This is a genomic window from Segatella copri (assembly GCF_019249655.2).
Lineage (GTDB): Bacteria > Bacteroidota > Bacteroidia > Bacteroidales > Bacteroidaceae > Prevotella.
Genome location: NZ_CP137557.1, coordinates 3,752,929 through 3,767,395, shown reverse-complemented (window position 1 = coordinate 3,767,395; position 14,467 = coordinate 3,752,929). Strand labels below are relative to the sequence as shown.

7 protein-coding genes are annotated in these 14,467 nt (G+C 44.5%); 3 read left to right on the top strand and 4 right to left on the bottom strand.

The genetic code is table 11. The annotated features are described in order from the left end of the window. The first annotated feature begins 69 nt into the window (after positions 1 to 69). From KUA49_RS15265 to KUA49_RS15255, 3 genes are all read left to right on the top strand, one after another. Positions 70 to 3,990 (top strand): two-component regulator propeller domain-containing protein, encoded by a 3,921-nt coding sequence (locus KUA49_RS15265; RefSeq protein WP_218412179.1) that lies wholly within the window; start codon positions 70 to 72, stop codon positions 3,988 to 3,990. 83 nt (positions 3,991 to 4,073) lie between these two features. Then, on the top strand, positions 4,074 to 6,077 hold the full coding sequence (locus KUA49_RS15260) for an alpha-glucuronidase (RefSeq protein WP_218412180.1): 2,004 nt from the start codon (positions 4,074 to 4,076) through the stop codon (positions 6,075 to 6,077). A 666-nt stretch (positions 6,078 to 6,743) separates the two neighbouring features. Further along, the gene (locus tag KUA49_RS15255; protein ID WP_218412181.1) at positions 6,744 to 7,886 is read left to right on the top strand and encodes an ISAs1 family transposase; all 1,143 of its coding nucleotides are present in this window, start codon (positions 6,744 to 6,746) and stop codon (positions 7,884 to 7,886) included. A 239-nt stretch (positions 7,887 to 8,125) separates the two neighbouring features. On the opposite strand, the gene KUA49_RS15250 is transcribed toward KUA49_RS15255, so the two are convergent. The 4 genes from KUA49_RS15250 to KUA49_RS15235 all read right to left on the bottom strand — a co-directional run bounded on the left by KUA49_RS15250 (position 8,126) and on the right by KUA49_RS15235 (position 14,205). Next, positions 8,126 to 8,269 (bottom strand): hypothetical protein, encoded by a 144-nt coding sequence (locus KUA49_RS15250; RefSeq protein ID WP_006847677.1) that lies wholly within the window; start codon positions 8,267 to 8,269, stop codon positions 8,126 to 8,128. A gap of 233 nt (positions 8,270 to 8,502) precedes the next feature. After that, positions 8,503 to 9,390, bottom strand: coding sequence for an Rpn family recombination-promoting nuclease/putative transposase (locus KUA49_RS15245; protein ID WP_218412182.1), 888 nt, complete (start codon positions 9,388 to 9,390; stop codon positions 8,503 to 8,505). Between the two features lie 263 nt (positions 9,391 to 9,653). Continuing rightward, the gene (locus tag KUA49_RS15240; RefSeq protein WP_218412183.1) at positions 9,654 to 11,105 is read right to left on the bottom strand and encodes a RagB/SusD family nutrient uptake outer membrane protein; all 1,452 of its coding nucleotides are present in this window, start codon (positions 11,103 to 11,105) and stop codon (positions 9,654 to 9,656) included. 22 nt (positions 11,106 to 11,127) lie between these two features. Beyond that, entirely contained in the window at positions 11,128 to 14,205 is a 3,078-nt protein-coding gene (locus KUA49_RS15235) for a SusC/RagA family TonB-linked outer membrane protein (protein ID WP_256624788.1), read from the bottom strand. Positions 14,206 to 14,467 lie beyond the last annotated feature (262 nt).

The window sequence follows — 14,467 nt, the reverse complement described above, 5'->3', positions numbered from 1 at the left end:
TTTCTTCCATTGTTTTTTGTTACTTTTGCAGCCATAATAACCTATTTAAATAAGAAACGGACAAAAAATATGAAGCATATCAGACATTGCCTCACGGCACTCTTCGCTATCGCCTTATCGCTTATGGTATGGGCCGACAGTGGTGAACTCTTCACTTCGGGCAAGCTATCCAGTTCGCTTATCAACTGTATAGTGCAAGACAAGTATGGCTATATCTGGGTGGGCACGGAATACGGACTCAGCAAGTTCGACGGCTACCGCTTTACCAACTATCTGCACAACGAAGAAGACACAACCTCCATCACCGACAATATTATCTCCGACCTTCTGGTAGATAAGAAAGGTAACCTCTGGATTGGTTGCGCCAAGGGACTGATGCGCTATAATTATGAGACGAACAATTTCTCCCGTCTCCAGTTTCCTGATGGCAGAAAGCCACGCATCTATTCGATGGTAGAAAGCCATCGCGGCGATATCCTGCTGGGCACGGCAGGTTACGGTCTCTACTCCGTGAAGAACATCGGCATAGAGAAAACGGCAAACAACAGATTCACCATCAAATGGGAGAGAGCATACACCGAGCGCGACTCGGATGTATTCTTCACCCATATCTACGAAGACAAGCACCATTATCTCTGGCAGAGCAGTCACCTGTCAACCTTCACCCGATTCATCGAGCAGCAAGGCAAGGTGCAGCGCAAAGACTTCAAATCGCCATACGGAGCCCCTGTGGCATTCATCCAGCATCGCCCGCAAGCCATGCTCATCGTCTGCATGTATGGCATCATCTACTATGACTATCGCACGGGACGTATAGCCGATGCCGGCTACGACCTGGGTACTTTCAAGAATCATGTAACCATCAACAATGCCACCTTCGACCACGAGGGCAACCTCTATATCAGCACCTCTGAACATGGAGCCCTGATCATCAAGAAGGGAAGCAACAAGGTGGAACAGCTGGAAAACAGCAACAGCAATTTCAATCTTTCCACCGCCTTCGTCAACGATATCATCGAAGACAAGGACAACAACCTCTGGATAGGCTGTTACAAGAAAGGTCTCTATCTGCTCAACCAGCGCCAGCAAGCCTTCAGCAGCTGGAGTTTCTCGGCACAGAACTACATCATCGGCAGCAGCGTTTCTTCCATCGCCCCTGGCGAGAATGGCGAAACATGGTGTACGGTGCAAAACAGTGGCGTATTCTGTTTTGATGCTTCAGGAAAGATTATCGCCCACCCTACCTCGCCAGCAGGCACCTGCATCATCTACAAAGACCGCCGGGGTGCATACTGGATCAGCAACGGAAGTGCGCTCTACAGCTACAATCCGCATACGGGAGCCTATCAGGAAAAGCTCACCTTTACCAGCGCAGGTATCTACTGCATGACAGATGACAACCAGGGCAATCTCTATATCTCTGTATATAGCAAGGGCCTATATATATATAATGTGGAAAGCGGAAAGGTTACCGTACTCAATATGCGACAGAGAGGAAACAAGGGATTCCTCTGCAACGACTGGGTGCGCAGCATGGCATTCGACCATACCGGTCATCTGTGGATCGGTACTTCAAATGGCGTTTCCTGCCTCAACACGAAGACACTCAGCTTCAAGGACTTCGGATGGAATAACATTCTGAAAGACAGACAGGCGAATGGCATCTGCGAAGGAAAGAACGGCGATATGATTATCGGAACGGAAGAAGGACTCTATCTTTTCGACCGAAAGAACAACAAGACCCTTGCTCTCCCTCACGCCGAAGTTCTGAAGGGAAAGCAGGTGTGCAGCATCATCAAAGACCATCAGGGCGACTTGTGGATAAGCACCACCATGGGCATCTGGCAGTATGACCAGAAGAACAGACTGTTTATCGGGCACATCAATGGCAACGGACTCACCACCCGTGAATACGTGCTGGGTTCCTCCATGCATACCGCCAGCGACCTCATCGCCTTCGGAACAAGCGACGGCATCACCACCTTCTACCCGGAAAGAGTGAGAGCCAAGAAGATGGAACTGGGAGATGTACACCTCACCAACTTCATCATCGACGGCAAGCCAATCAACTGTCTGACGGATGAGTTCACTATACCATACGAGGAGAATTCGTTCACGCTGGAGTTCTCGCTGCTCAACTACAGGAACACCGACAACATCAGCTTCCAATATCGTATCAACGAGGGAAAATGGAACAGCACCAACGAAGGCTCCAACGCAGTATCATTCAACAAGTTGAAACCGGGCAGCTACACCCTGGAGGTAAGAGCCATGAGCAATGGCAACTTCTCCAAGAAGTCAACCATCATCCACATCAAGGTGTGCGACCCTTGGTATGCTTCCACCTGGGCATTTCTCCTCTATTTCCTGGCAGCAGCAGGCATCATCCTGTATATCATCTACCGGTATGAGCGCCATCGCAAGGAAGACCTGGAAGAAACCAAGATGCAGTTCCTCATCAATGCCACCCACGATATCCGTTCACCGTTGACATTGATTATGGGACCGCTCAACAAGCTGAAGACAAGAATCACGGATGCCGAAAGCAAACAGGAAATCGACACCATCGACCGCAACGCCCAGCGCCTGCTGCTTCTGGTAAACCAGATACTCGACGAGCGAAAGATAGACAAGAACCAGATGCATCTGCATTGCCAGGAAACCCAGCTCAAGGAATTCCTGAACGGCATCATATCGCTCTACCGTTTCAATGCAGAAGAGCGCAACATCACGCTCTCGCTCCAGGAAGATGCGAGCCTCAGCGATGCCAAAGGCAAGTTGCCTGTATGGATAGACCGCATCAACTTCGACAAGGTGATTTCCAACCTGCTTTCCAACGCCATGAAATATACCTTCAATGGCGGCACCATCACCCTCATCATGGGCAAGGACGAGAAGAATGCCATCATCAAGGTACAGGATACCGGCATCGGACTGAAGGAAGAGAAGACCGACCGACTCTTTGACCGGTTCTACCAAGGCAGCAACAGCAGCGACCTTCACATCGAAGGCACCGGCATCGGACTGAACCTCTGCAAGGCATTCGTAGAGATGCACGGAGGCAAGATCAAGGCATACAACCGCACCGATGGCATCAAGGGTTCCTGCTTCGAGGTAACCATTCCGCTGGGCAAGGAACATCTGAAGCCAGAAGAGATTCTCAACGAGGAAGAAGACAGAAGCATCGAATCCATCGGCAAGAAAGTGCAAGCCAACCGCAACTTCAACATTCTGATAGTAGATGACGATGCAGAGATAGCCCACTACATCAAGACCGAATTGTGCGACTGGTACCGATTTGACCATGCCAGCAACGGCAAGGAAGGATTGAAGATGCTGCTCACGGGCAAGTACGACCTCGTGATAAGCGACGTGATGATGCCGGAGATGGATGGCATCACCATGCTGAAGAACATCAAGAGCAACAGCAACATCAGCGATGTTCCTGTCATCCTGCTCACCTCGAAGAGCGAAGTAGAGAACCGCCTGGAAGGTTTGCGCAAGGGAGCGGATGCTTTCCTGGCAAAGCCATTCAACATGGAAGAACTGCATATCCTCATCGACAACCTGGTGGATAATGTGCGACGCATCCGTGGCAAGTATAGCGGGGCACAAGGACAGAAGGCGAAGATTGAGCAGATTCAGGTGAAAGGCAACAACGATGCCCTGATGGAGCGAGTGATGAACTATATGAATGAACATCTAGCCGATCAGGATCTGAACGTGGAGAAACTTACGGCAGATGTGGGTATCAGCCGTGCCCAACTGCATCGCAAGCTCAAGGAGATAGCGGGTGTATCTGCCGGAGAATTCATCCGCAACCTGCGACTGGAACAGGCAGCACGCCTGATAGAAGAAGGACAGATCAACATCACGCAGGTGGCTTACTCCGTGGGCTTCAACAACCAGACCCACTTCTCTACCGTGTTCAAAAAACACTATGGCATGTCGCCTAGCGAGTATGCTGAAACAAAGAGAAATGAAAAATAAACAACAAATAGAAGAGAATAAGGTATTTTTTCGTATCTTTGCAGCAGAAACAATAACAATACAAACTAATGATCTGCAAAGATATGAAGAAATACCTCATTTTATTATTTACGGTACTTACATCACTCCATGTTTCTGCACAGAGTGATGGTTCACAGTTATGGCTCGGAAAGCAGTATGCTAACTCATGCCAAGTCATCTCACAGTTGCCTAATGATGCAACAGCCAAGATTGCCAAGCAGGAGTTAGAAAACAACTGGCGTGGCAAGAATGTTGAGCTCAAGATAGACAAGAGTCTCAACCTGGGCGAGGGCTATAACATCTACGCCCGTCCTGCCCAGCAAGGCGACAACATTCAGTACGAAGCAACTATCACCGCCAGCAATCCTATCGGTTTGCTCTATGGTGCCTACGAGTTAATTCGACTTCAGAACACTGATGCCTACAACACAGGTAGCGGCAATCAGCAGAACTTCAGCAAAGCCATCGATGAAACCGAGAAACCACAAGTGGGTCTCCGCATCCTCAACCATTGGGATAATCTCGATGGCAGCATCGAACGTGGCTATGCCGGCAAGAGCATCTTCAAGTGGGAAGAAATCAAACTCGGAAAGAAAGGCAAGGGCGGCAGCATCAGCAAGAGCCTGCACGACCGCCTCATCACCTACGCCCGTGCCAACGCATCGCTCGGCATCAACGGAAGCGTACTGAACAATGTAAATGCATCGCCAAAGATGATGACGGCAGAATATATTAATAAGGTGAAGGTCATCGCCAACATCCTGCGCCCTTACGGCATCCGCGTTTATCTCAGCATCAATTTCGCTTCGCCGATGGCTCTGGGTTATACCAAGACCGCAGACCTGTTGGACAAGAAGGTGCAGCAATGGTGGCAGAAGAAAGCCAAGGAGATTTATGCCACCATCCCCGACTTTGGCGGCTTCCTGGTAAAGGCAAACTCCGAGGGACAGCCTGGTCCGGGCGATTACCACCTCACCCATGCCGATGGAGCCAACATGCTTGCCGATGCCGTGAAGCCATACGGAGGCATCATCATGTGGAGAAGCTTTGTATATGGTGCTAATCATAAAGGAGAAGACCGTGTAAAGCAAGCCGTAAGCGAGTTTAAGGATATGGATGGAAAGTTCAGAGACAATGTGATTCTGCAATCCAAGAATGGTCCGCTCGACTTCCAGCCTCGTGAGCCATACGCTCCTATCTTCGACAACATCAAGAAGACTCCTCAGATAGCAGAACTGCAGATTACCCAGGAATATCTGGGACAGAGCAAGCACCTCACCTATCTTGCACCTATGTGGAAGGAATTCTTTGGATTCGTCAATCCTAGCAAACTGGTAGGTATCTCTGGCGTAGCCAATATCGGTGATGATGCCAACTGGTGTGGTCATCCTTTCTCTCAGGCAAACTGGTATGCCTTCGGTCGCCTGGCCTGGAATCCTTCGCTCAGCGCAGAAGAGATTGCCCACGAATGGCTCGTTCAGACTTACGAGAATCAGAATGAGAAGTTCACCAAACCTGTAGAGATGATGATGATGACCTCTCGCGAAGCCTGCGTCAACTATATGATGCCATTGGGCTTGCACCACATCTTCAAGTTCGACCACCACTATGGTCCGGAGCCGGATGGTTTCATCGCCAGCTATCCATTGGAGTGGTGCCCTGTTTATTATCACAAGGCTGATGCCAAGGGTATCGGTTTCGACCGTTCATCCAAGGGAACAGATGCCGTTGGCCAGTATCCGGAGCCTTATCGCAGCCAGTACGACAACATCCAGACCTGTCCTGAGGAATATCTCCTCTGGTTCCATCATGTGCCATGGACTTACAAGATGAAATCAGGCAGCACCCTCTGGCAGGAACTCTGCATGAAATACAACATGGGCGTGGCAATGGTAGAAGTTTACCGTGACTACTGGCACACTTCTGCCAAACAGTATATGAAGGGTCATGAGCAGGAATGGCAGCATACCGATTCGCTTCTCAACGTGCAGCTTGAGAATGCGAAGGAATGGCGCAACACCTGCCTGAAATACTTCCAGACCTTCTCGAAGATGGATATCCAATAAAAGCGGAAGCAGGAAAAATCATCAGCAAAAACAAAAAACTATCAAAATAAAAAAGGTGTATCCTCGCTTGCCCGATGTATGGGGCAAGAAGGATACACCTTATTATATTATGGGTTAGGATAATTAGGTTGGAGCGCCTTGAATATAAAGACTTATCCATACCTTTATCGAGCGCAATGTAAGCTTGCTTACAAATTGCCGAACGCAGCTAATCTTCTGCAAAGTTACGCTTTTCTTTTGAAAGATGCAAGGATTTTTGGGAAAATGTTTGAGTTGTAAAACTACTATTGTACTGTCAATGAGTTTATACTTGTACAACAGTAGGTTTATGGTTGTACAACTAAAGGGTATATAGTTGTACAACTAAAGGGTATACAGTCGTACGACTAAAGAGGGTGTTGTTGTACGATAATGAGGTGTCGCCGCTAGGCTCAGCAGAACTGCTGACTGCAGTGGGCAGAGCTGCTGACTAGGCTCAGCAGAGCTGTCGAGCCTAGTGGGAATCATCAAGAAGCAGTCTGCTCAGGGCAGACGCATTAAATATTTTATTCGTTAACATCTGTGTTATACTGTTATAACTTATTGAATATTAACATTATATATTTGTATATATGAAATATTTTTTGTACCTTTGTAAAGGAATAAATAACAATTAAAAGGTACAAAATGAGCATTATTAAGTTATCTAAACAAATAGCCGACCCACGAGTTGAGGGTCGAACTGTCCATAAAATGGAACATATCATTTACATTACAATCGCTGCGGTAATTGCAGGAGCTCAATCTTGGAACGAAATTGCAGAGTTTGGAAAAAGTAAGTTAGACTTCTTCAAAAAGCGTTTGCAGGGGTTGGAGACTATTCCAAGCCATGACACCTTCAATCGTTTCTTTTCTATCTTTGATCCAAAAGGATTTGAAGAGATCTTCAGAAACTGGGTTAGAGAAATTGTAGGGGAAGTCAAAGGTGTTGTTGCCATTGATGGCAAACTTATGCGTGGATCAAGCAAGTGTGATGCCGAGCACACTATTGGTCAAGCTGACTTCCGCACATGGATCGTATCTGCTTGGTCAGCAGACAATAGCATATCACTTGGGCAAGAGAAAGTCGGTGAAAAAACAAATGAAATCACGGTCGTTCCCAAGTTGCTTAGTGCTATAGACGTGTCAAATGCCATTGTGACAATAGATGCTATGGGATGCCAAACTTCTATAACAGAGAAAATCATAGAAGGCAAGGGTGACTATATTATCGCCTTGAAGGAAAATCAGAAGAAAAGTTACGAATTAGCTAAGGACATGATTTACGAGCATGAGTATAGAGGCAATTGTAATGTAGTGACAAAACATTATTCCTTTAATGAGGGACATGGTCGTCAGGAAGAAAGAACCTGCATTGTTGTAAGCTATGGGGACATAATGCAGGGAATGTTTAAGAACAGGTTTGTTGGGTTAAGGTCTGTTGTCGGGATTACCTCAAGAAGATCTGTTGCGACATCTGGTGAAACATCTGAGGAAACAAGATACTATATAACTTCCTTAAGTAATGAAGACCCCGAAAAGATAGCAAGCGCCATTAGGCAACATTGGTCCATAGAAAACAACTTGCATTGGCAATTGGACATTACTTTCAGAGAAGACGAAAGTAAGAAAGTCAAAAATGCAGCGAGGAACTTCTCTACCATAAGCAAAATGGCCCTCTCCATCTTGAAAAATGACAAGACGACCAAGGGAAGTCTCAACCTGAAAAGATTGAAGGCAGACTGGGATGAAGAGTACCTGTCAAAACTTTTGGAGGGCAGCGCAATTTAATGCGTCTGCCCTGGCAGTCTGCTTGAACCTCAGATATAGTCTCTCAGAACCTCAGATACCGACTGCTTGAACCTCCTAATCTATATCTTTGACCCAGCGCAGTCGTATCCTTGTGCCAGATGAGCCGTCTCGTTACGCTTATTCAGCCGCATTGTTATGCTTGCTCAGTCGCCTTGTTGATCATATTTTTCGTTTAAGATCTCAATTTGCGACCTTAAACGTTTTGCTTTTGCATACCTTTATCTCAAATGTGGTGCAACTTCACCATTAGGTAAAAGAATTCCTGCCCTAATTAAAAAGGCGCGTGCTGCTTCTTTACTGGCAGTAGAAGCCTTTCTTGCTGCCTCTAATCTTTCTTGTCTTTTGCTATCAAATAAATCCATATTCTACCTCCTTGTTTTAATAATTCAACTTTCGTGCTGCAAAGATTATGCCTGCAAGCGCAATGTAAGCTTGCTTACAAATTGCCGAGCGCAGCTAATCTTCTGCAAAGATACGCTTTTCTTCTGAAAGAAGCAAGAAATTCTGGAAAAATGTTTGAGAGTGAGGGAGATAAAAAGAAAAAGGTGTATCCCGCTTGCCCGGTGTATGGGACAAGAAGGATCCACCTTTTATATTATAGTCTTTTAATTTCCTGCTCTGTCAAACCGGTAATTAAAGCTATCTGCTCTATGCTCAATCCATTAGCCAGCATTTTGCGGGCAATGTTATTTTTCTCTTCAGTTCTACCTTCAGCTTTGCCTTCAGCTCTACCTTCTTCCATACCTTCCAATCTTGCATTTCCCAGAACGTCATTTTGAATCATGATGGCATTGATGTGCTCATCGTATGCATAGCGTTCTGCATCCGACATGGAATAGTATTTCAGTTTCTCACGAGCTTCCTGCAGACCTGGCGCTTGGGTTTCAGGAGAGATGACACCATTCTTCAGATACTCAACCCATTCTTCCAATGGTGATTTAGCCACCTTGTTGAATTCGTTTACACGAACCAGAATATAAGTTGGGAAAATCTCAGAAGGCGATTTCCTTACTATCGTATCTTTCTCCTTGGTGCTGATAACAAGATGGTCTTGGGTATGCAAGCCCACGAAGTTGTTCTGTCCCACATAAATATAGTCAGAACCCTTGCCCAGATCAAAGTACAGAATGCTGATGGAATATACCTTCTTCACCTCTTTGTAGGTATTTCCCAGATTGATATGCTCTGTGATGGCTTTGGCTACTCCATAGAGCACACGCTCCAGGTAATACAGTTCACTTGTGTTCTGTATCTCGACGATAATGATTTCTCCCTTGCTGTTTTTCGCCTTGATATCAACCCTGTTGAACTTATCATTAGCCTGCTGCTGATTACCTTCGCTTTCCAGAATATCAACAATCTTGATAGGTTCATTCAGAAATACAGTCAGGAAGCCCTCAAGCACCCCAAAGTTCGCCTTCTGGCGAAGCAAACGCTTGATAGCCCAGTCAAAGCGTATGTATCTATCTCTTAGCTCTGTCATATTTGCCTCCTTATTTTAATGATTCAACTTTCGTGCTGCAAAGATTATGCCAGCGAAAGCAATGTAAGCTTGCTTACAAATTGCCGAGCGCAGCTAATCTTCTGCAAAGATACGCTTTTCTTCTGAAAGATGCAAGAAATTCTGGGAAAATGTTTGAGAGTGAGGGAGATAAAAAGAAAAAGGTGTATCCTCGCTTGCCCGATGTATGGGGCAAGAAGGATACACCTTTTATTTTATTGTACTACATCTTATATCTCTAAGATTTAATACTCAGGATTCTGCTGCAGTTCCTTATTGTAGTCGCGCTCAGCCTGAGGAATAGGCAAGATAGTACGATAATCGTTATACTTGATTTCTTCCTCATCGCCACTTGTTACACTCTGGTGATTACGCCAATATGCATAAGTTATCTGGTTCTCGCAGAACAACTCAATCTCATATTGATGAAGAATATCCTGAAGAGTTACAGATGTAACATCCTCATATCCTTCAATACGATTTTTCTGAATAGCATTGATGTATTCAGCTGCGGCAGCACTTGTTGCAGTCAAAGTGTATGAACCAGGATTGTCAATGTGCCACTGAGCCTCTGCAGCAATCAGATAAACCTCAGAAAGACGGATAATCTTTGGATTATTTACGTAGATATTAGCATTCTGACCAGGATACTTTGCTGGATAATAACCTGCTGCAGCCTCATACTCATCAGCATCTGTCTGATCTTTAATCAGACCAGAACGTACATCCTTTGGATGAGAAGAAAGATACTTGTACAAATAGCCGTTAGTATTGAAAGCGCACTCAGGATAACCTGTTGCATCTGTATAATAGCCAGGACCATGACGTTGAGCATTATACTCAGAAGAAAGTTTCATCTCAAAAAGAGACTCTGTGGTTCCTGCACTTGCCCAAGCAGAAACATAATTGCTACGAGTATAAAGTTCATAACCTGCTTCACCAGCATGATCTATGACCTCCTTAGCATCAGCGAGAGCCTTGGTGTATTCACCAGCATAAAGGTAAGCACGAGCACGAAGAGCCAAAGCTGCATAATAGTTAAAGTAACCTACATCAGAAGTTTTGCTCAGCAAAGGAAGTGCATCGGTAAACTGCTGAATAATGTAGTCGTAAGTTGTTTTCAAATCAGTACGAACGCCCTTGTAATCCTGTGGGAAAGTCTTATCTGCCAAGACCAAACCCAAAGAGTTAGAAGGATTATCCACAGTTGTTGGAATATAACAGAACATACGAGCCAAGTCGAAATGCAACAAACCACGCCAAGCAATCAACTGACCTTTGAGATTGTCAATCGTAGCCTGCTTACCTTCCACATTAGGAACAGCTTCTAAGGCACTGTTTACATTTGACAATGCCTTATAGAAAATCTGATAACCTGCATCAGGATATGTTCCGTTTGGAGAATAAGCATATTGGCGGATTTCATCTGTCTGTCCCTGTGAAGAAGGAGCCATGAAATCGTTGGTACGCAAATCACCAAAAAGAGTAAACTCAGAGGCATATGACATTTTATCATAACCAACCAAAGAACCAGAGAGGACATAGCCAATACCATTGACGGCATTCTGCAAATCAGAAGTACTCTTAATAGCAGAGTTGGTAGGTAGTTCTGTAGAAGGTTCTCTATCGAGGAAGTCGCTGCATGAAGAGAACATCATGCTTGCAGCAATACCCAATACTAAATATATCTTTTTCATATTTATAATCTTCTATTATTGTTTAAAAACTGAAGTTGAGACCGAACAGGAACTGACGTGTTGTTGGAGTATCAGTCTGACGATAACCATTGACATCTACATCTGGATCCAAATCCTTGGCTGCATTGTAAATCAAGAAAGGATTGGTTGCACGGAAATAAACGCGCAAATTGCTGATATACTTCTTGAAATATGGCACAGTCCAACCAATAGTAATATCGCGCATACGAATGTTATCTGTAGAGATAATTTCACGTGAAGAGAACTTATCAGAACGATAAGGATTACCCATAATTGGCTTAGGGAATTCTGCTACATCACCTGGCTTTTTCCAATAATTACCTGCTACACGCTTAGACATATTGAATGTGCCCATACGAACACCATCGCTATAAGTCAAGAAGTAACCTGGATAATCGAACAAATCACCACCAAACTGATAAGAAATCATGAATGAAAGATCAAAGTCCTTGTAACGGAAAGTATTGGTCATACCACCAATCCAATCAGGAACACCCTTACCGACAATTGTCTTGCCTGCCTTTGAATAAACAGGTGTTACACCCTTAGACTCATCCTCTGGGTCAATCCAGAATTCCATCAAACCGGTCTCAGAGTTTACACCCTTAGCTTTTGGCAAATAGAATGTATGCATAGACTCACCCTCACGGAGCAAGTACATATTACCATCACCATACTGAACATCGTCACCATTAGGCAACTTATTGACCTTAATGCTCTGCTTGGTCAAATTGAAATCTGTGGTCCAAGAGAAATCACTTGTACGAATATTCTGAGAGCTTACAGAGAATTCAAGACCCTGATTCTTCAACTCACCGATATTATTCCAATAACTGTTGAAACCAGTTACGTATGATACTGGCATCTGGAAAAGAAGGTCTTTTGTCAACTTGTTGTAATAATCGAAAGTTAATGTCACCCGATTATACAAAGTCCAATCCAAACCGATATTGAAGTTGTGAGATTTTTCCCAGCTCAACTTTTCATTAGCCATCTGACCCCAGAAAATTGCAGGTTGTGAGCCATAACCACCAGAAGTAGAATATGTACCCATATAACCATAATAATCTGTAGGCAGGTTACCATTAGTACCATAAGAAAGACGAAGCTTCAAATCGCTGAACAAATCATTGTCCTTCAAGAATTCCTCACTGCTGATACGCCAAGCACCAGATACAGAGAAGAAGTCAGACCAACGGTTGTCTGCTGCCAAACGTGAAGAACCATCACGACGATAACTTGCAGAGAAATAGTACTTATTATCATAGTTGTAGTTTAAGCTACCCAACCATGACATCATTGCAGCAGTATAGCTCATGCTGGAGTTGCTATTAGACTGGCCATTAGACAACTCAGGCAATGCAGCTGCATAATTCTGAGCAGAAGCATACAATATCAACAGGTCGCGCTTCTCTGTCTCAAAACCAGCCATTGCAGCAAGATTATGCTTACCAAATGAATGATTATAATTCAATGTTGTAGAAGAGGTAAGAGTCTTACTTGTATATACGCTACGAGAACCAATACCATTCTGAGCCTTACCATTTACACTCTTTGGAGCCCAGAACTCGCGGATACTGTTGCTCATATAGTCGAAACCAAAGACTGAACGTAAAGTCAAATCGTATGGCAACTTTAATTCACCTTCAACATTAGTCAAACTACGCATCAATTCTGCATCCAATGTCTCAGAACGATCGCCCTGATCTTTTACATCACCAAACATCAAGTTTGGATTAGAGATTGTAGATGAGAAAGAAGCACTTGCATTATATGAACCATCTTCATTCTTTACCTTGGCAGTAGGGTCCATTGAGAAAAGAACAGACATTGGTGAACTTGTACCAAATCCCTGTGCCTGGTCACCCTGATCACGGAAACCAGAAGTATTGGTAAATGAAAGCATTTCCTTTGCAGAAACCTTGAACCAGTCTGTTACTTTATGATCCAAATTCAAACGACCACTATAACGGTCAAAAGAACTACCCTTTACTGTACCATTCACCTTATTATAGCCAAAGCTGGTGAAGAATTTCGTACGGTCATTACCACCATCAATAGAAATCTGATGGTCTGTGGTGAAACCTGTGCGGTAAATTTCATTAAACCAGTCTGTTGTCTCATTAGAGTCATAATTACTAAAATAGCCAGATTGGATTTCAGCTAAAGCTGCAGCAGAAGCATCCATACCAGGATAATATGCTTTCAATGCATTTGGATACATTTCAAAATAGTTCTTGACTGCATCAGTCCAATACTCCTTCAACTCAGCACTATTCATGGTCTCGAATGCACTCTTTTTGGCAATGTTGCTCCAACCCATCTGCATATCATAGTTGACATGTGTCTTACCTTCCTTACCTCTCTTGGTAGTAATGATAATGACACCATTGGCTGCACGAGAACCATAGAGTGAAGATGCGGCAGCATCCTTCAATACGGTCATGCTTTCAATATCATTTGGGTTGATAGAAGACAAGATAGACTGAGAACGGGTATGACCACCAGCATTTTCCATATCACTATTTGATACAGGAACACCATCAATGACAAACAAAGGCTGAGTAGAGCCATTGATAGAACCAATACCACGAATCAAAATACTCTGGTCAGAACCTGGGTCTCCTGTAGAAGCACCAAGATTGACACCAGCCATTTTACCCTCGAGTGACTTAACAAGTGAAGACTTTGCTGCAGACATGTCCTTGTCCTTCATTACAGCAGCAGAACCGGTGAAAGAAGCCTTTGTTGTAGTACCATAAGCTACAACAACCACCTCATCCAAAGTCTTGTCGTCAGAAACCATAACAATCTTCATGTTAGAAGATGCCTTTACGGTCTGCGAGTTCATACCAATGTAAGAAATCTCCAACTTGGCTCCGGCAGGAGCGTTCAATGAAAAGTTACCGTCGATGTCGGTAACTGTACCTGTGTTAGTGCCTGCCACCTTGATGGAAGCACCGATAACTGGGCTGCCATCCTCAGAAGAGGTAACCTTACCAGAGATTTGACTTTGCGCAAATGCCATACCCGTACTCAGGGTGAGGCCTGCGACTAATGTCATGAGTCTTTTATCCATAATCTCTCTCGTTTTAAATAAATGAATATATATTTTTTTTCTCTTTATCTCGTTTCGGGCAAAACTTATATGAAAGTGTAACCCGCTTTTCAAAACTTACTTAAATTTCCTCAAATCCGCAACCGCCCTCATAAGATGACACAGAGGTCAAAAAGGTAGCGACACTGTGGCAAAAGAGGGTGCAACGCAGCAAAAATCGCCACAAAGACGCATTAAATCCCCTTACCCCACCATGCGACTTGAGGCAATACGCAAAATCACG